This window comes from Streptomyces sp. NBC_00425 (genome assembly GCF_036030735.1).
GTDB lineage: Bacteria > Actinomycetota > Actinomycetes > Streptomycetales > Streptomycetaceae > Streptomyces.
Genome location: NZ_CP107928.1, coordinates 7,244,306 through 7,262,159, shown reverse-complemented (window position 1 = coordinate 7,262,159; position 17,854 = coordinate 7,244,306). Strand labels below are relative to the sequence as shown.

Below are 17,854 nucleotides of genomic sequence, written 5' to 3'. Positions count from 1 at the left end.
ACCGGACGGGGCGCACCACCATCACGCCGGCCCGGTCCGGAACGCGGAGACGTCCGCGGACGCGAGGCCGCACGCGGACGCGGAGGGGACCTCCGGCACGGAGGGGACCTCCGGCACGGAGGGGACCTCCGGCACGGAGGGGATGTCCGGCACGGAGGGGACCTCCGGCACGGAGGGGATGTCCGGCACGGAGGGGACCTCCGGCACGGAGGGGATGTCCGGCGCGGAGGGGATGTCCGGCGCGGACGTGCGGGTCGGATCCGGGGCGGTCGTGCGGGCCGGGGCGACGGCAGGACCGAAGGCGGCGTCCGTGTCCGAGGGCACGTCCGGACGCGCACCGTCGGGTCCTCCGATCGGCGGTGCGCTGCTGGTCGTCGGGGACGTGGTGACGGACGTCGTCGCCCGGCACAGGGGCACGCCGGCCTCGGGAACGGACACGGTCGCGGTGATCCGGACGCTGCCGGGCGGCGCGGGCGCCAACGTGGCGTGCTGGGCCGCCCACTGGGGCTGTGCGGACGTCCGGCTGCTCGGCCGGGTGGGCGCGGAATCGGTGACCTGGCACGAAACGGCTTTGACCGCCGGCGGGGTGCGGCCCCTCCTCGTCGTGGATCCACAGGCGCCGACCGGCACGGTGATCTGCCTCGTCGACACGGACGCGGCAGCGGAGCGGACGTTCCTCACCGACAGCGGCGCCTCCCTGCGCCTCGCCCCCGCCGACTGGTCGGAGGCGCTGCTGGACGGCGTCGGCCGGCTCCATCTCTCCGGCTATCTCCTGTTCTCGGAGTCGGGACGGGCGCTGGTGCGTACGGCGTCGGCGGCGGCACGCGCGCGCGGAATCCCGGTGAGCCTCGATCCCGCGTCGGCGGGCTTTCTGGTGGAACTGGGCCTCCCCCGCTTCCTGAGCCTCGTCCAGGACGTGGACGTGCTGCTGCCCAGCCGTGACGAGGCCCGTCTGCTCACCGGGGTGCCCGACGGGGCGGACGCGGCGGCCGAGCTGAGCCGCCATGTGCCGCTGGTGGTGGCCAAGCAGGGGGCGGACGGCGCGCTGGTGGCCCGCGGGGGCACTGTCCTCGCCCGCGTTCCCGCGGCCCCCGCGGCTCCCCGGGACACCACGGGCGCCGGCGACGCGTTCACCGGTGCGTTCCTCGCCGCGCTGCTCACGGGCGTCGACGCCGCGGTCGCGGCGGTCGAGGGATGCCGGGCAGGGGCCCGGGCCGTGGAACGGGTGGGCGCCAGACCGCCGACACCGGAAGAGGACAAGGCGACGACGACGGACCGGCCCGTCCGGGCGGGCTGACGCCACGCACCGCCCGTGCCGGGCGCTCCGGGGGGCGCCGAGTCGTCCGTCCCCGCCCGTGCGCCTCTCCTCGCCCCCGTTCCACGGCGCGCCTTCACCAGGGCCCCCGTTCCGCGGCGCGCCCTTCCCGCGGCGCGGCCTGCGCCCTCCGCGGGCCTCTGCGGTCTCGTTACTCCTTGCGTCCCCAGGCCGAGATCATCGGGGCCGTCGCCAGGTCCATGCTGCCCTCGGCGACGTTCGCCAGATGACGGTCGATCTCCTCGTCCGTCGCGACGCCCGCCCCGACGAGCTGCTCGCGGATCTGGCGCACCGTCGCGGACTCCAGGGCGGCGGAGGCGGGCGAGGTGACGGGGAAGTAGGCGTCGGCCTCGACTCGGCGCAGTCCGGCCTCACGCAGCAGCCGGGGCAGCTTGCGGCCGTAGGAGAGGTCGGCACCCCGGCCGGCGAGGAGCTCACGGAAGCCGTGCCGCAGACGGTTCGCGAGCTGCTGCTCCGGGCCGTGCTCGTCGGGGCAGAGCAGCGGCTGCAGGGCGGGGTCGGCGTCCTCGATCAGCAGCCGTCCGCCCGGGCGCAGTGCGCCCACCATCGACCGCAGCGCCCGCTCCCGGTCCGGCACGTGGACCAGAACGAGCCGGGCGTGCACCAGATCGAAGCCCTCCATCGGCGGCTCGCCGGCGCCGAGGTCGTGGACGCGGACCTCGATCGGCGGGCGGGCGGCCGACGTCAGCCGCGAGGTGTCGATGTCGGTCGCGAGGACCTTGCCGGTCGGACCGACCTTCTTCGCCAGCCAGGACACGACGGAGGTGCCGCCCGCGCCGGCCTCCCAGCACCGCCAGCCGGGGCCGACCCCGAGCCCTTCGAGATGACGGAACGTGGTCGGGTCGAAGAGTGCGGCGAAGGCGTCGAAGCGTTCCCCCGCCTCGGGCTGCCGGTTGTCGAGGAGGTATCCGTCGGGTCGCGTCATGCGCCGATCATCCCAGCCGTGCGACCCGCCGGAGGTGGTCGACGCGGCCGGGATCATGTGTCGGGAGAGGCGGGCGCGGCTCCCCTGAGCAGCCCGAAATCCCTTCGTCCACAGGTGGGAACAAAGCGGAATCCTTCCTTTCCACAGGCTTGCCCACGGCGTGCGCGGGCCTGGCAGACTGGCGCGGCAGGGCGCAGGTCACGGCGCGGGAAGAAACACGCAAGGAGACCCGGATGACCATGGCGGGGAATCTGCGGAAGGTCACGGGCCTCGGAAGGGTCGGCGGCCTGCGTGGGGTGGCACGGCTGGCGCGGCGACGCCCCCGGGTCGACCTGAGCCATCACGCACGGTCCCCGCTGGGGTCCTCGGTGGTGAACTGCGTGACGTACCGGGACGGCGTGCGGGCCGAGCACGGCGTGGATCTCGTCGACACGGTGGAGCGGGTGCGCCGGAGCGGTCACGGCTTCGTGTGGCTCGGTCTGCACGAGCCGACGAACGACGAGTTCGCCGGCGTCGCCCAGCTCTTCGACCTGCATCCACTGGCCGTCGAGGACGCCGTCGAGGCCCATCAGCGGCCGAAGGTCGAGCGGTACGGCGAGACGTTGTTCGCGGTGTTCAAGACGGTCTGCTACGTCGAGCACGAGGAGCTGACCGCGACGAGCGAGGTGGTCGACACCGGCGAGATCATGGTGTTCGTCGGACGGGACTTCGTGATCACGGTGCGGCACGGGCGGCACGGCTCGCTCGGACCGTTGCGCGAGGCACTGGAGTCCGACGCGGCGCAGCTGGCCAAGGGGCCGTCGGCGGTGCTGCACGCCGTCGCGGACCACGTGGTCGACGACTATCTCCACGTCGTCGACGCCGTGCAGGCGGACATCGACCAGGTCGAGACGGACGTGTTCGCGGAGAACGGCGCACGGGCCGACCCGGGGCGCATCTATCAGCTCAAGCGGGAACTCCTGCAGCTGAAACGGGCGGTGGTCCCGCTCGGCCGTCCCCTGCTGGACCTCGCGGACCGGCCGGTGCGGGTGGTCGACCCGGAGATACAGGCCTACTTCCGGGACGTCTCGGACCACCTGTTGCGTGCCACGGAGCAGATCGCGGCCTTCGACGAGCTGCTCAACTCGATTCTGCAGGCGCATCTGGCGCAGGTCACGGTCGCGCAGAACGAGGACATGCGCAAGATCACGGCGTGGGCGGCGGTCATCGCCGTGCCGACGATGGTCTGCGGGGTGTACGGCATGAACTTCGACTCCATGCCGGAGCTGCACTGGAGGTTCGGTTATCCCTTGGTCATCGTGGCGATATCCATCGGCTGCCTGATCCTGCACCGCGGCTTCCGGCGCAACGGCTGGCTCTGACGGCGGCGGCCCGGGGTGTCGTCATGCCGGGGTCGGCCCGCTCCTCGCGTAGACGCTCTCCGCCCAGGCGGCGATCTGGTCGTCGGTCAGGTGCCGGGCGAGGTCGGCTTCGCTGATCATGCCCACCAGGCGTTTGTTCTCGATGACGGGAAGCCGGCGGATCTGGTGGTCCTTCATCTCCTGCAGCACCTCGCCGACGTCCGCGCGCGCGTCGATCCAGCGTGGTGTTCCGTGGGCCATGTCCCCGGCGGTGACCTGGGCGGGGTCGCGGCCCACGGCCACACAGCCGACGACGATGTCCCGGTCGGTGAGGATGCCGCAGAGCCGCTCGTTCTCGTCGCTGATCGGCAGCGCCCCGACGTTCAGTTCGCGCATCAGCTGGGCGGCGCGGTCGAGGGTCTCGTGGGCGGGGATCCACTGGGCGCCCCGGTGCATGATGTCTCCGGCGGTGGTCATGACGTACCTCCCGGTGCCGGGCGGCCGGCGCGGCGCGGGGGCGCCGCAGTCCCGGCGCCCTTCATTCTCGCCGCGCCGCCGGGCGCCCGCATCTCAACTCCGCACGGCTCGTCGGGCGGAGAGGCCGGGTGCCGTCCCTGCCGTGGGCGGTTCGCCGGCGCCGAAGTCGCCCGCGCGGTCCCGGAGGTCAGCCGCCCCAGGCCGGGTGGCGGGGGTCGTCCGCCCGGACGAGCACATCCGCGGTGGCGGCGGGGTCGGTCTCCTGGGCGTACCGCTCGAAGGCAGGCAGCGTCCACTGGTCGGCTTCGGGGGTACGGCGTCGCAGGGCGGCAGGGGAGAGGAGGGCGTGGACCGTCAGGTCGAAGGGGAACCAGTGCCGCAGCAGGAGCGGACCGTGCAGCAGCAGAAAGCCTCCCGGCGGCAGCGGGACGTAGTCGCTGCGGGTGGCACGGTCGGTGACGGGGTCCCGCAGGTCGGGCAGGATGCGCCCGTCGCCGTCGGCCTCGAGCGGGTTGAACACCTCGCGCCACAGGGCGCCGGTGTCGAACCAGCCGTCGAGGTACGCGTCCACGTCGTGACGGCCGTACTCCAGGCGGAGGGAGGCCGGGCGCAGGAAGCCGTGCGCGTCCACGACGCGCGAAGGCCGGCCGCGGGTGCGCAGCGCTTCCGCGACGCGCTCGGCGAGGTCTCCGGGGCGGGCCGCCGGCGCGCCGTCGAAGGCGATGCGGCGCCAGGGGCTGCCGTCGTCCGGTTCCAGCTCGAGCAGGCGCTCGGTGAGGACGTCGCCGAGCCGTTCCCAGGTGATCGCTTCGAGTCGCACACGGCCATGATGCGTCAGGCGGATCAGGTGACCGGAGGTGGGCAGGTGCCGCTGTGCCGGGGACGGGGAATGACACCCCCATGGCAAGCGCAGCCCTCCCCACCCCCGGACCCGCGGTCGGTGTCGGGTCCGGCCTTCTGGCCGTCCAGCCGTTACGGCGGAAGCAATGCGCCGGTTGCCGACGCGGGCCGTTGCCGATGCTGGTCCTGGAGGACGCCGCGCCGCGCTGCCTGGACTGCGCCGACCTCGGGCACCTGGTGTTCCTGCCGAGCGGCGACACGGCGCTGACGCGCAGGTCACGGGAGGAGAGCGGGCTGTCGGTGGTGGTCGTCCGGTTCAACCGGCGCAAGGGTCGGTACGAACGGCAGGGCGTCCTGGTCGAGGAGGCGGCGCTCGCCCGTGCCGAGGAGCGGTGCCTGGCGGACGCGGAGGCCCGGCGCCGGCGCCGGGCGCGCGACGCCAGGCTGCGGTCTGCGCAGGACGCGCGCTTCGCCGAGTCGTTCGCGGCCGAGATCTTGCGGCTGTTCCCCGGCTGTCCGGAAGACCGGGCGCACGGGATCGCCGCGCACGCCTCGCTGCGCGGCAGCGGCCGGGTCGGCCGCAGCGCCGCCGGGCGGGCGCTGTCCGAGGCGGCGGTCGTCTTCGCGGTCAGGGCGTCGGTCCGGCACCTGGACACGCCGTACGACCGGCTGTTGATGAGCGGCGTGCCACGGCACGAGGCGCGCCGCCGGATCGCGGGGGACGTGGAGACCCTGATCCGCACATGGGGCGGGGACCGGGACGTCCGGACGGCCCGGGACGGCGTCACCGCGGCCTAGCAGAGGCGGGGTACGTACCGCGCGGCTCTGAGAGGGCGGAGGGGACGACCGGGACGGGGCGGCGATGCCGGGCGCCGGCGCTCCGACGCCTGGGACACCGGGGCCCCGCGCCACGCGCCCCGCGCCACGCGCCCCGCGTCTGGCGCCCCGCGTCTGGCGCCCCGCGCCCCGATGTCTTCGACGCCCCCGCGCACCGGGGGGCCGGGCGCCCCGGCACCCGGTGGCGACCCGGACGCCCGCGCATGCCGTCGCGCGTCTCGACGATGGTCGACGATCATGAGCGGGTTTTCACTTGAGGTGAGAGGCGGTACCGGGCAGGATCACGCTCGACGGGTGGGAGTTGACGTTGTCATGATCGAGGGACCGTATGTGGTGCTCGCGGTGCTGGGCGCACTGACGACGGGACTGATGGCCGGGGTCTTCTGCGCCTTCTCCGTCCTGGTGATGCGAGGGCTCGCCGCGCTGCCGCCCGCGCAGGGCGTGGCGGCCATGAACGCGATCAACACCTCGGCGATGACACCGGTGTTCATGGTCCTGTTCCTCGGCTCCGCGGCACTGTGCGCGGTGATCACCGTGGTGACGTTCGTGTTGTGGCCGGACCACGGGACCGTGCGCCTGCTGGTGGGCAGCGCGCTGTACCTGTGCGGCGCGTTCGGCGTGACCGTCATGGCGAACGTGCCCCGCAACGAGACGCTGATGCGGAAGGAGGCGGACACGCCGGAGGCCGTCGCGTACTGGCCCGTCTACCTGCGGGAGTGGACGCGGTGGAACCATGTGCGCACGCTCGCGTCCGCGGCCTCGGCGGCCGTCTACCTCCTCGCCCTGGTCTGACCGAAGCGCCTCCGATCCGACCGAAGCACCTGTGTCACTCCCCCATCACTCCCCCCTGCGTACGGGGCCGACAGAACGTATCGTGGCCTGGAGAGTGCCGCCCGACGACGCTCGGCCTGTCGTACGCGTACGCAAGGGGCACGCCCATGGCCGATCCCAAGGGATTCATGACCACACCGCGCCGGGACTGGCCCCGTCGGCCGGTCGGGGAACGGGTCGCGGACTGGGACGAGGTGTACGTCCCCGGGGCGCTGCTGCCCATCATCAGCGAGCAGGCCGACCGGTGCATGGACTGCGGCGTCCCGTTCTGCCACGAGGCCTGCCCGCTCGGCAATCTGATCCCGGAGTGGAACGACCTGGTGTCGCGGGAGGACTGGCGGGCGGCCGGCGAGCGGCTGCACGCGACGAACAACTTCCCCGAGTTCACCGGCCGGTTGTGTCCGGCGCCGTGCGAGGCGGGTTGTGTCCTGGCCATCAACCAGCCCGCCGTCACCATCAAGAACGTCGAGGCGGCCATCGCCGACCGGGCCTGGGCCGACGGACTGACCCCGCCGCGGCCGCCGGACCGGCTGTCGGGGAAAACGGTGGCCGTGATCGGCTCCGGGCCCACCGGACTGGCCGCCGCGCAGCAGTTGACCCGGGCCGGGCACACGGTCGCCGTCTACGAGAAGGACGACCGCGTCGGCGGACTGATGCGGTACGGCATTCCCGCGTTCAAGATGGAGAAGCGGCATCTCGAACGACGGATCGAGCAGATGCGGGCCGAAGGCACGAAGTTCCGCACCTCTACCACGGTCGGGCGGGACGTCATGGCCGCCGATCTGCGCTCCCGCTACGACGCCGTGGTGATCGCCACCGGTGCGACCGAGTGGCGCGAACTGCACGTCCCAGGACGGGAGTTGACCGGCATACACCAGGCGATGGAGTATCTGCCGCTCGCCAACCGGGTGTGCGAGGGGGATCTGGAGAGGTCCCCGATGTCCGCCGCCGGGAAGCACGTCGTCATCGTCGGCGGCGGCGACACGGGCGCCGACTGCCTGGGCACCGCGGTGCGCGAGGGCGCCGCCTCCGTGACCCAGTTGGACATCTACGCACAGCCCGGCGCCGAGCGCGACGAGGACGCCGACCCCTGGCCGACGTATCCGAAGATCTACCGCCTCTCGGCGGCGCACGAGGAGGCGCGCGACCTGCGGTCCGCGCCGGCCGCGGACGCGGACGCCCGGCTGTTCGCCGCGTCCACGCTCCGCTTCTCCGGCGACGAGACCGGTCACGTGCGGTCCCTGCACCTCACCGAGGTGGACGCACGCCGCAGGCCGGTGGCCGGCACGGCACGCGCGCTGCGCACCGACCTGGTGCTGCTCGCCCTCGGCTTCTCCGGACCCGACCGGGAGGACGGGCTCGTCGAACAGCTCGGGCTGGCCCTGGAGCCTCGCGGGACGATCGCACGGGACGCCGGTTTCGCGACGAACGTCCCCGGCGTCTTCGCCGCGGGGGACGCGGCGCGCGGCCAGTCGCTGATCGTGTGGGCCATCGCCGAGGGGCGGGCGGTGGCGGCGGCCGTCGACCGCCTTCTGACGGGCACTTCCCGGCTGCCGGCGCCGATCGGCCCGTACGACCGGCCGATGAGCGTCTAGGGCCGGCACCGGAGCCGGCCGGCTCTCGTCGAGGCGGGCCGGGGGCCGCGGCCCCGGCACAGACGTCGTCCGGGACGTCGTCGTCGGCCGCCGGCGTCACCGCGTCCGTCAGGGCCGGGGCGGCCTGCTCCCGCTCGGTGAAGAAGGCGGGCCTCGCGGCAGACGGCGACCATGTGCAGCCGCTCCTCGCTCTCGCCGGCCCCGCGACGCCGCCCGTGTGCACGGCGTCGCCCGTGTGCATGTGCAGGCGGCAGGCGCGGCCGTTCAGACCGGAGGCGCGGATCGCAGGGAGCGAAAAGACCGTCTGTAGGGTGCATCCTCATGGCGGATTCATGGGTCAATTCTGCGGAGCGGATCGGCGCGGACCTGCATCTTGAGCTGTCCGGGCCGGGCGGGCGGCGAGCCGCGCTCATCCGGGCGCTGCGCGAGGCCGTGCGCAGTGGGCGGCTCCCTCCGGGAACCCGTCTGCCGCCCTATCGTTCACTCGCCGCCGACCTGGGCGTCGCCCGCAACACGGTGGCCGACGCGTACGCGGAACTCGTCGCGGAAGGCTGGCTGACAGCCCGGCAGGGCTCCGGCACGCGGGTGGCCGAGCGGGCCGAGCCGCTGCGCCGGACCGAGCGCGTGGCCGTCAGGGCGCCCGCACGCGCGCGTGACCCCCGGCACGATCTGCGGCAGGGTGTTCCGGACGCTTCCTCGTTCCCGCGTGCGGCCTGGCTGGCCTCCTACCGGCGCGCCCTCCAACGGGCGCCCGCCGAGGCGTTCGGGCCCGGCGACCCCGCCGGGCGCAGGGAGTTGCGGGAGGCCCTGACCGAGTATCTGGCACGCGCGCGTGGTGTGCGCACCGTGCCCGAGCGCCTTGTGATCTGCTCGGGCTTCGCTCACGCACTGCGTCTGCTGTTCGCCCCGGGCAGCGGGGTGCTGCGCGGTCCGCTGGCCGTGGAGGCCTACGGGCTGGGCTTCCACCGGGAGCTGCTGGCGACGGCGGGCGTGCGGACGACGCCTCTTCCCCTGGACGAGGACGGGGCCCGCGTCGGAGAGCTGGGGCGCGAGCGGGCGGTGCTGCTCACGCCGGCGCACCAGTTCCCGACCGGCGGCCCGCTGCACGCGAACCGCCGGGCGGCGGTGATCGACTGGGCACGCGCGCGTGGCGGCGTCGTCCTGGAGGACGACTACGACGGGGAGTTCCGCTACGACCGCAAGCCGGTCGGGGCGGTCCAGGGACTCGATCCGGAGCGGGTGATCTACATCGGCTCGGTCAGCAAGAGCCTGTCGCCCGCGTTGCGCATCGGCTGGATGGCGCTGCCCGGGCGCTACGTGGACGGGGTCCTCGCGGCCAAGGGCGAGCGGGAGGCGTGGGCGAGTGTTCTGGACCAGCTCAGCCTGGCCGACCTCATCGCTTCCGGGTCGTACGACCGTCATGTGCGGCGTATGCGGCAGCGGTACCGCGGTCGCCGGGACCGGCTGGTCGAGGCGCTCGCCGCACAGGCGCCGCACGTCGAGGTCACCGGGGTGGCGGCCGGTCTCCACGCGGTGCTCAGGCTGCCGCCGGGCACCGAGCGGTCGGCCCTGAGGGCTGTCGCGGGGCAGGGCGTCGCGCTGGACGGCCTGGCGGGCTTCCGTCACCCGGGCACGGGCATGGCGGCGCAGGACGGACTCGTCGTCGGTTACGCGACGCCGCCGGACCACGCCTACGGCGCGGCGCTGGACGCACTGTGCCAGGGACTCCCGCCGGACCCGCGGCGGCACCGCGCCGACAGCTGAGGGACAGCGGGCCGTCGCCGGGGTGCGGGAAGGGCGCGTGCGGAGGGGCGTGTGCGGCGGGGCCGTTCCCACGCCCCGTCCTGCCCTCCCCTGCCACCTCCTCTCGCGCCTTCTGCCTCGCGCCTTCTGCCTCGTGCCTTCTGCCTCGTGCCTTCTGCCTCGTGCCGTCTGCCTCGTGCCGTCTGCCTTGTGTCTTCTGCCTTCTTCCTCAAGGGCGCGGGCCGTACCCCCGCTCGACGGCGGGGGTCGAGGCCTGCCCGGTCATGAAGTACTCCGTAAGCGTCCGAAGCGGTCGATGAAGATCAATTCAGTGCCAAAATTAGGAAGTCGAGCGGGAAGAAGGCAATCACGGCAGTCGATAGACGGCCGGGGCATCGCAGAAACGTCACGCCAGTCACGTCAGGACAACAGGAAGTCCGCCTCTCCCGCCTTCGCTCCCTCGATGAAGGCCGTCATCTCGTCGGTGGTGTAGATCAACGCCGGACCGTCCGGGTCGGTGGACTGGCGGACGGCGATCCGGCCGTCGGCGAGCTTCATCGCCTCCAGGCAGTTCCCGCCGTTCCCGCCGCTCCACGGCTTGTGCCAGCCTTCGCTGCCCAAGTCCCGCGCGGGCATGCCGTTGTAGACCCGTTTGCGCGGCTTGATGCGATCCATTCACAACTCCTTGCGGAGATCCCGGAGGATCTCCTTCGTGCGATGTGCAGTAGCGGCCTGCGCCGCCATGCGGTCCATGACCTCGAGGTGGGTCGCCACCTCGGTGCGCGCGTCGAGATAGACCGCGCCGGTCAGGTACTCGCTGTAGACCATGTCCGGAAGCTCCGGCATGGCGAATCGAAAGAGCACGAAGGGCCCGTACGTGCCCGGATGCGGCCCGTTCGCGAACGGGGCGACCTGCAACGTCACATTCGGCAGCTCCGCGGCCTCGAGCAGTTTGTCGATCTGCGCGCGCATCACCTCCGGGCCGCCGGCGGAGCGGCGCAGGACGGTCTCGTCCATCACGACCCACAACCGGGGCGCGTCCTCGCGGGTGAGCAGATCCTGGCGTTGTATGCGCAGCGCGACGAGACGCTCGATGTCCTCCGGCCGGGTCTGGCCGATGGCGCCGGACCTCAGGACCCCGCGCGCGTAGTCCTCGGTCTGGAGCAGTCCGGGGACGAAGTGGGGCTCGTACTGGCGGATGAGGGCCGCGGCGCCCTCCAGGCTGACGTGCATCGAGAACCAGCCGGGCAGGACGTCGTGGAACCGCTGCCACCAGCCGGGCTTGTTGGCGTCTTCGGCGAGCTGGACGAAGCCCTCGGCCTCCTCGTCGGTGACCCCGTAGGCCTTCAGCAGCAGCTGGAGATAAGGGATCTTGAGGCTGACCTCGGCCATCTCCATGCGGCGGACGGTGGCGGGCGCGACGCGGAGGATGCGGGCGGCTTCCTCGCGCTTGAGCCCGGCGCGTTCCCGCAGGTCCAGCAGACGCCGACCGAGGACGACCTGCCCGACCGTCGGCGCGGACCGCGGTTCGCTCACGCTCCACCTCCACGAAGAGCCCGGCCGGTCGCGCGGGGTCCCACGAGCCCCGCCCCGGCCGGTCCACGAAAGAATCCCGACAGCCCTACGGCGCCACTCGAGGACATGGTCCGCAGATCTGTACGGATGAGTACGGATCTCCGGCGATCCCGACCGGCGCCGTTCTACGTGCTGTTGCGGAGCAGTGTGCCACGGCCCTCCACCGCGTCACACAGCACTCTGCATTTTTCAGAGTGACACTTGCCAAGTGTTCACGGCGGGGCGATAGTGGCAAGCGTGATTCCGTCCGCGCCCTTAGGAACAGACGCTGCCGCAGGCCGCCCCCAGGGTCTCGGTGCCAGCGCGGGAGCAGGCCCCGACCAGGCCGCTGCCGAGCGCCGGTTCCGATTCGAGCTGGCCGCCCACCCGGGTTCCCCCGCCCAGGCCAGACGCCTGACGAGGGCCCGGCTGACGGGCTGGTCGGTGTGCGAGGACACCTGTGACACCGCCGCCCTGGTCGTCTCCGAGCTGGTCACCAACGCGATCGTGCACACGGCGAGCGACATGGTCGTCTGCGAGCTGCACGACGGCGACGACCTGGTCCGCATAGCCGTGCGCGACCAGGGCTGCGCCCCCGGTGAGCCGCACCCCTCGCCGCAGCGGCCCGAGGAGGAGCACGGCCGGGGACTGATCCTGGTCGAGGCCCTCTGCCACTCCTGGGGCGCCCAGGAACACGGGCCCGGCCTGCTGGTCTGGGCCGATCTGCCGCGCAAGGCCGACGCGCCCCGCGACCCGGCCGAACCCTGCAACAGCCTCGCCGCCGACGCAGCGCATCCCTGCGACCTCGGTGACCTCCTCGATACCCAGGACGAGTTCCACGACGGTCCCGCACGGCCGTCCGCCGACCCCGCGGGGCCGCGCAACGACCTCGGCTGGGGCGCCCGCCCGAAGCCGGGCACGGGCGACGACCCGGCCGACGAGGACGAGCCCGAACAGCGGCTCCACGCGCCGACCGACCCGGCGGCCCGCCCGCACCCCGCGTCCGCCACCGGCGTCCTCGCCGCCCGCGTGGCACCGCAGTGGCACCGCACGGCCGAGCACAACGCCGTCGGGGGCCCGGGCGCCCGACACGGCCGCACGCCCAACCACCCCGCGGCCGCGCTCCCGCTCCCCCAGCCGCTCGAGCACGGTCGCGAGCGGGGCAGGACGTGAGCCCCGGCCCCGGCCGGGCACCGGTGCGCACGCTCGACACACTGGTGCGCCTGCACCGCGGACCGGGCGGCACGTCCGCCGCCGCGGCCCCGCGCCGACTCGCCGTCCCGGAGGGCATGACCGCCCCGTTGGGATGCGACGCCGTCTCCGTCCCCGCCCGCCTGGGGCCGCTGCTGATGCCGCGGCTGCCGCGCATGGGCTGTGTCTACGCCGACCGGGCGCACTGGTGGTGGCTGGTCCCGTCGGACTCCGACTACGCGCTGGAATGGCCCGCGCCCGCGCACTACGCCACGGGCGCGCTCCTCACGGACTCCCCGCAGGTCCCCGGTCTCATCCACCGGCCGGACGGCACCCTTCCGTACACCCCGCCGATCCCCCTGTACCTGGCCGTGTGCCGCCTCACGGGCACGACGCCCGCCTGGTCACGGCCGATCAGCGCCTGACGGACACCTCCCGGACCTCTGCGAGCGGCCGTCGCCGCCGCCGTCCCGGCGCACGCCCGCGCGTCCCGTCTCCCTGCTCCTGCGCCCTGCCATCGAGGTTCCTCCTCCCGCGATAGTGGCCGTCGTCCGCGATCGCGATCGGGGAGGCCGACGGTGGGGCAGGCACGACAGGCGGGAAAGGGACGTCCGACGGAGGAGGAACAGCGAGCGGAGGCGGGGGAGACACGTCCCGACGAGCGTGACGTCTCCGAGTCGGAGCGGCTGCTGTTCGGCGGACCGCTCCGCTACGACACGGGCTGGAACCAGCACCGGGACGCCTTCCTGGAGCTCAACTTCCGGGCCATGGTGACCCGGCTGCCGTCCCTGCTGACCGCGACCCTCCGCCTGGCCCGGCAGGCCGACCCGCGAGCCGCCCGCATCGTCCTGGCGGCCGAGATCGCCCGGGGCGCGGCACAGGCGGTCGGCCTGCTGGCGATGAACGCCGTGCTGGGCCGGCTGATCACCGGCGGCGTGATCGAGGACCGGCTGCGCGGCGCAGCCCCCGCACTGGCCCTGATGGCCGCCGTGCTCCTGCTCTCGGCACTGCTGCGGGCCGCTTCGACGTATGCCACCGGGCGGCTGGAGCCCAAGGTGGAGCGGGTGGCGACGGAGCTGTACCTGGAGCGGGCGGCCGCGGTCGAGCTCGCCGCGATCGAGGACCACGCCTTTCACAAGCTGCTGGACACCGCCCAGTACGGAGCCCGCTCCAGCCGATACATGATCAGCCACGGCACGCGCGTGGTGAACGCGCTGATCTCCCTGATCGCCTCGGCCGGCGTCCTGACGGTGCTGCATCCGCTCCTGCTGCCGTTGCTGGTGACGATGACCCTGCCCAGCGCCTGGAGCGCCCTGACGAACGCCCGACGCCGCTACGAGTCCTTCCACACCTGGGTGCAGCACGCGCGCGCGGGGCACCTCATCGCCGGTCTGCTCACCGAACCCGCGGCGGCGCCCGAGATCCGCGTCCACGGGGTCGGTCCGTTCCTGCTGCGCCACTTCCGCGCGATGTCCGAGACCGCCGAGGCGGAGCAGGCCCGGCTGGCCCGGCTCGCCGCCCGCACCGGGCTGGTAGCGGCGACCTGGACGGGGGTGGCCACGCTGGCCACCTACGCCACGCTCGGCGGCCTGCTGTTCACCGGGACGATGGCGTTGGCGGTGGCGGGGACGGCCGTCATCGCGATCCGCAGCGGCTCGGCGAGCCTCAACACCCTGGTGCTCGAGGTCAACCAACTGCACGAGGAGGCCCTGTTCGTCGGCGATCTGCAGCGGCTGTACGTCGAGGCGGCCGAACGGGCGATCCCGGCGGGCGGCGTGGCCCTCCCGGACGATCCGCGCGAGATCCGCTTCGAGAGCGTCACGTTCGGCTATCCGGGCGAGTCGGCGCGCCCCGCCCTCGACGACGTCACCCTCTCACTCCCGCTGGGACGGATCATCGCGCTGGTCGGGGAGAACGGATCCGGCAAGACGACTCTGGTGAAACTGCTGGCCGGGCTGTACAAGCCGGACCGGGGACGGATCCTGTGGGACGGCGTGGACGCCGCCGACGCCGACCGGCACCGGCTCGCCGAGCGGATCGCGATGGTGGCGCAGGACTTCAAACGGTGGCCGTTCACCGCCCGGGTCAACATCGCCGTCGGGCGTTCCGCCGTGCCGTTGACCGAGGAACGGCTGGCCGCCTCGATCGCGGAGGCGGGGGCCGGGGATGTCGTCACGGACCTCCCGCGTGGTCTGGACACCCTGCTCGCCCGGCACTTCAGCGGCGGACACGAGCTGTCCGGCGGCCAGTGGCAGCGCCTGGGCATCGCACGGGCGGCGTACCGGCGCGGGCGCATCCTGATCGTGGACGAGCCGACGGCGGCCCTGGACGCCCGGGCCGAGCTGGAGGTCTTCGAGAAGATCCGCGCGCTGGCCGACAGCGGCCAGACGGTCGTGCTGATCACCCACCGGCTGGCGTCGGTCCGGCACGCGGACCTGGTGCACGTTCTCGACCAGGGCCGGCTGGTGGAGTCCGGGACGCCGGACGAGCTGCTGGCGGGCGGCGGCGTCTACGCCGAGCTGTACGCGCTCCAGGCCGAGCAGTTCACGGTGCAGACGCCGGCCCGCTCCCCGTCGGGCTGACACCCGTGACCGGCGGCCGTCTCCCGGTCACCGGCGGGCACCGGCCGGCTGCCGTCTCACCGCGCGGCGTCGACGCTGCGGACGACGACCAGGAACGTGTCCGTGGCGAGGTCCATGACGACCTCGGCGGCCAGTCCCTCCATGCGCCGCGCGTGCGCGAACTCCTCCGCGGGCCACGACCCGCGCGGCCCGCCCGCGGGAAAGCGTTCGAGCACGGTTCGCCCGTTCACCATCTCGCACCTCCGATCAGCGTCGTACTTGTAGGAGTTAACGCTTCGCAGAGGCCGATCGCCTCGCCCGGTTGCCGGACTGAGACATAGGTGACACGCGTTCGGTGCGGAGTGTGAGAATCCGGTCACCTGACGAACATCCCCGCACCCTGCGTGTCCGTGCTCGCACACGTCTCATCTGTCGCAGGGTCGGGACAGCGCGGGCGGCACCGCGCAGCGCCGTCGCGGAAGACCTCAGCCCGGTGCGGAGAGGTTCGCCCGCGTCGCGGGAGGCAGGGAGGGCGCCGGGCCGGGCAGCCCCACCCGCGCGCTGCCCACCGCGAGTTCACCGAGGAGCTCGGTGAGGCGATTGCGGTGCCGGGTGGTGAGCCGTCCGGTGTCGTCGAGGTGGACCGCGCAGGCGGTGGTCGTGTCGACGAGCCGTTCCAGGGCGGCGGCGACCTCGTCCGTGCCCTGTGTGTGCCGGGCGAGCGCGGGCAGTTCGTGGGCGGCGAGAGCTATGGCGGTGCGGGCCTCGGCGAGCGTGCGGTAGGCCTCACGGCGCAGCGTCCAGCGGACGGAGCGGTCGTCGGCGCCGCCGAGGACCGAGCCGTCCTCGGAGCCACGCAGAGCGGAGCCGTCCTCCGAGGCGCCGAGAGCAGGGCCGCCGTCGCCGGTGCCGGCGAGAACGTGGGCGAGGTAGGCGTGCGCGGCGACTGCGGCCGCCGCGAGCTGGGCGCGCACCTGTCCGCCGCGCTCCGCCGGCATCGGCAGATGCCCGACGATCAGCACGATCGCGCAGGCCAGCAGCGTCTCCACGATCCGGCTGACCGAGGCCTGCGGCTCCCCGCCGACCATCACCAGTGCCAGGACGAGGACGGTGGCGACGGCGGTCTGGGCGGCGAAGTGCCGGGTGGCGACCGGTATCAGCGCACCGCAGACGGCGACGAGCGCGACCAGCCCCTCCGGCCGGGGCAGCACGGCGGCGAGGCCGGCGAACAGCAGCGCCCCGAGCACGGTGCCCGCCGCCCGGCAGAGCACCCGGGACACCAGGGGCCCGAGGTCGGGTTTCACCAGGAACACGGCGGTGGCGGGCAGCCAGTACCAGTGCGGATGCCGCCCGTACCCGTGCGAGTGGTAGAGGGTCTGCGCGACGGCGACGGCGACCCCGAAGGAGAGGGCGACCCGCAGCCCGTACTCGCGACCGCCCGCCCCGAACGCGGCGCGCAGCAGGTCGCGTGCGCCGCGCCGCCGGGTGTGCAGGTCGCTCGCGCGCCCCTGGTCGAAGGCGTCCGCGGCGTGCAGCAGGGCGTCGTCGAGGGCGCGCAGCGCGGGGGCGGACCGGGAGGGCGCCGGCAGCGGGCCGGTGTGCGTGTTCCGACGTACGGCGGCGGCGAGCCGGCGAGGTCCGAGGGAAGCCCGTTCCGAGAGCGGTTCCCCGGTCCAGGCCAGTGCGGTCGCGGCCTCGGCGAGCGGCAGCGCGGCGGCGTACTGGGCATGCAGCCGCCGCTCGACCGCGGAGCCCGCCCGGCGGCGCAGCCGGGGGCCGGCCAGCGCGTCCTGGGCATGGTCGAGGGCGGCGGTGAGGGCGGCCCGGCGTTCGATGGCGCGCCCCGTGCCTACGGTGTCGAGCAGCTCCGCGACGGCGTCGTAGACACGGGCCACCGCGTCCCGCTCCCCGTCGAAACGGAAGTCGCCGGTCAGCGCGCCAGGCGTGGGCAGCGCGAGCCGCAGTGCCAGCAGCCAGCCCGCCCCCGCGAGGTAGGCGAGAGCGCGTGTCCATCCCTCCTCCGGCAGCGGCATCCCGGCCCCGACCGCCGCGCCGACCAGCAACTGCGTACCCGCCGCGGAGGCGACGGGCCCGATCGCGCTCATCCCGCCGGCGAGGAGCCCGAGGCCGGTCAGGACGGCCGTCAGCGCGACGGCCCCCAGGTGCTCCCCGCCGTACGTGCCGGTGAACAGTCCGGCCGCTCCGGCGAACGCGGGCGCCCCCAGCCGTTTGACGGAGGCCCGTCGGCTGCCGGGCCGGTCGTTGATCCCGGCGAGCATGGCGGCGATGGCGGCGACCACCCCGAGCGAGATCTGCCCGGAGAGCAGAGCGGCCAGGAGAAGGGGGCCGGCCGACAGCGCCCCGCGGGTGACCGCGCTCCACGGCACCGGCCCGCGCTGGGTGCGCAGGGCGTGGGAGAGCCAGGGAGGCAGAACGGCATGTGCGCGAGCGGGAATGTGCGGGCGCGGGAACACGGAGCTCCTGTCGGGGCGAGGGCGGGGGTGCGCCTTCGGGCGACGGTGGCCGGGGCGGTCAGCGGTGAGCTGTGGTGTCCACGGTAGGCGGTGGTTCCGTGCGGAGCGGGGCCGTTGCGTTGCGACGAGGTGACGGAGGTGGCAGAACAC

16 protein-coding genes and 2 pseudogenes are annotated in these 17,854 nt (G+C 73.7%); 9 read left to right on the top strand and 9 right to left on the bottom strand.

Features of this window, described 5'->3' with window-relative positions; all coding sequences use genetic code 11:
* Positions 1-21: 21 nt before the first annotated feature.
* Positions 22-324: a hypothetical protein gene (locus tag OHS82_RS31870; protein WP_328435041.1), complete on the bottom strand. Its 303-nt coding sequence runs from the start codon at positions 322-324 to the stop codon at positions 22-24.
* 28 nt (positions 325-352) lie between these two features.
* Here OHS82_RS31870 and OHS82_RS31865 point away from each other — a divergent pair, with 28 nt between their 5' ends.
* Positions 353-1,297, top strand: a complete 945-nt coding sequence (locus OHS82_RS31865; RefSeq protein ID WP_057580323.1) for a carbohydrate kinase family protein — start codon at positions 353-355, stop codon at positions 1,295-1,297.
* A 169-nt stretch (positions 1,298-1,466) separates the two neighbouring features.
* On the opposite strand, the gene OHS82_RS31860 is transcribed toward OHS82_RS31865, so the two are convergent.
* Positions 1,467-2,261 (bottom strand): methyltransferase domain-containing protein, encoded by a 795-nt coding sequence (locus tag OHS82_RS31860; RefSeq protein WP_057580322.1) that lies wholly within the window; start codon positions 2,259-2,261, stop codon positions 1,467-1,469.
* Positions 2,262-2,494: 233 nt separating this feature from the next.
* Here OHS82_RS31860 and OHS82_RS31855 point away from each other — a divergent pair, with 233 nt between their 5' ends.
* A complete protein-coding gene (locus OHS82_RS31855) occupies positions 2,495-3,622 on the top strand; it encodes a magnesium and cobalt transport protein CorA (RefSeq protein ID WP_057580275.1) in 1,128 nt (375 codons plus the stop codon).
* Between the two features lie 21 nt (positions 3,623-3,643).
* Here the strand turns inward: OHS82_RS31855 and OHS82_RS31850 are convergent, their stop codons facing one another.
* Both OHS82_RS31850 and OHS82_RS31845 read right to left on the bottom strand, forming a co-directional pair.
* The gene (locus OHS82_RS31850; RefSeq protein ID WP_057580274.1) at positions 3,644-4,078 is read right to left on the bottom strand and encodes a CBS domain-containing protein; all 435 of its coding nucleotides are present in this window, start codon (positions 4,076-4,078) and stop codon (positions 3,644-3,646) included.
* 187 nt (positions 4,079-4,265) lie between these two features.
* Complete coding sequence (locus tag OHS82_RS31845; RefSeq protein ID WP_057580273.1) at positions 4,266-4,898, bottom strand: hypothetical protein; 633 nt, start codon at positions 4,896-4,898, stop codon at positions 4,266-4,268.
* A gap of 80 nt (positions 4,899-4,978) precedes the next feature.
* Between OHS82_RS31845 and OHS82_RS31840 the strand changes: the two genes are divergently transcribed.
* The 3 genes from OHS82_RS31840 to OHS82_RS31830 all read left to right on the top strand — a co-directional run bounded on the left by OHS82_RS31840 (position 4,979) and on the right by OHS82_RS31830 (position 8,181).
* Positions 4,979-5,716 carry a DUF2293 domain-containing protein gene (locus tag OHS82_RS31840; protein ID WP_079041342.1) on the top strand — a complete coding sequence of 246 codons (738 nt, stop codon included), beginning with the start codon at positions 4,979-4,981 and terminating at the stop codon, positions 5,714-5,716.
* A 351-nt stretch (positions 5,717-6,067) separates the two neighbouring features.
* Complete coding sequence (locus OHS82_RS31835; protein ID WP_057580271.1) at positions 6,068-6,547, top strand: anthrone oxygenase family protein; 480 nt, start codon at positions 6,068-6,070, stop codon at positions 6,545-6,547.
* A gap of 146 nt (positions 6,548-6,693) precedes the next feature.
* The gene (locus OHS82_RS31830) at positions 6,694-8,181 is read left to right on the top strand and encodes a glutamate synthase subunit beta (RefSeq protein ID WP_057580270.1); all 1,488 of its coding nucleotides are present in this window, start codon (positions 6,694-6,696) and stop codon (positions 8,179-8,181) included.
* 43 nt (positions 8,182-8,224) lie between these two features.
* Here the strand turns inward: OHS82_RS31830 and OHS82_RS31825 are convergent.
* Positions 8,225-8,464: pseudogene (locus OHS82_RS31825) on the bottom strand (carboxymuconolactone decarboxylase family protein); the annotation flags it as partial.
* 38 nt (positions 8,465-8,502) lie between these two features.
* Between OHS82_RS31825 and pdxR the strand changes: the two are divergent.
* The gene (gene pdxR / locus OHS82_RS31820) at positions 8,503-9,945 is read left to right on the top strand and encodes a MocR-like pyridoxine biosynthesis transcription factor PdxR (RefSeq protein WP_057580269.1); all 1,443 of its coding nucleotides are present in this window, start codon (positions 8,503-8,505) and stop codon (positions 9,943-9,945) included.
* A 399-nt stretch (positions 9,946-10,344) separates the two neighbouring features.
* Here the strand turns inward: pdxR and OHS82_RS31815 are convergent, their stop codons facing one another.
* Both OHS82_RS31815 and OHS82_RS31810 read right to left on the bottom strand, forming a co-directional pair.
* The gene (locus OHS82_RS31815; RefSeq protein ID WP_057580268.1) at positions 10,345-10,599 is read right to left on the bottom strand and encodes a DUF397 domain-containing protein; all 255 of its coding nucleotides are present in this window, start codon (positions 10,597-10,599) and stop codon (positions 10,345-10,347) included.
* Positions 10,600-11,460 (bottom strand): helix-turn-helix domain-containing protein, encoded by an 861-nt coding sequence (locus OHS82_RS31810; RefSeq protein ID WP_057580267.1) that lies wholly within the window; start codon positions 11,458-11,460, stop codon positions 10,600-10,602. It abuts the gene before it with no gap.
* 267 nt (positions 11,461-11,727) lie between these two features.
* Between OHS82_RS31810 and OHS82_RS31805 the strand changes: the two are divergent.
* The 3 genes and pseudogenes from OHS82_RS31805 to OHS82_RS31795 form a co-directional block, all read left to right on the top strand.
* Positions 11,728-12,423 (top strand): annotated as a pseudogene (locus OHS82_RS31805) (ATP-binding protein); the annotation flags it as partial.
* A 224-nt stretch (positions 12,424-12,647) separates the two neighbouring features.
* Positions 12,648-13,094 (top strand): hypothetical protein, encoded by a 447-nt coding sequence (locus OHS82_RS31800; protein WP_057580263.1) that lies wholly within the window; start codon positions 12,648-12,650, stop codon positions 13,092-13,094.
* Positions 13,095-13,436: 342 nt separating this feature from the next.
* Positions 13,437-15,251: an ABC transporter ATP-binding protein gene (locus OHS82_RS31795; RefSeq protein WP_242433201.1), complete on the top strand. Its 1,815-nt coding sequence runs from the start codon at positions 13,437-13,439 to the stop codon at positions 15,249-15,251.
* A 56-nt stretch (positions 15,252-15,307) separates the two neighbouring features.
* On the opposite strand, the gene OHS82_RS31790 is transcribed toward OHS82_RS31795, so the two are convergent.
* Together OHS82_RS31790 and OHS82_RS31785 are read right to left on the bottom strand one after the other, a co-directional pair.
* The gene (locus tag OHS82_RS31790; RefSeq protein WP_199863817.1) at positions 15,308-15,484 is read right to left on the bottom strand and encodes a hypothetical protein; all 177 of its coding nucleotides are present in this window, start codon (positions 15,482-15,484) and stop codon (positions 15,308-15,310) included.
* A 231-nt stretch (positions 15,485-15,715) separates the two neighbouring features.
* The gene (locus OHS82_RS31785; RefSeq protein WP_057580261.1) at positions 15,716-17,704 is read right to left on the bottom strand and encodes an FUSC family protein; all 1,989 of its coding nucleotides are present in this window, start codon (positions 17,702-17,704) and stop codon (positions 15,716-15,718) included.
* Positions 17,705-17,854 lie beyond the last annotated feature (150 nt).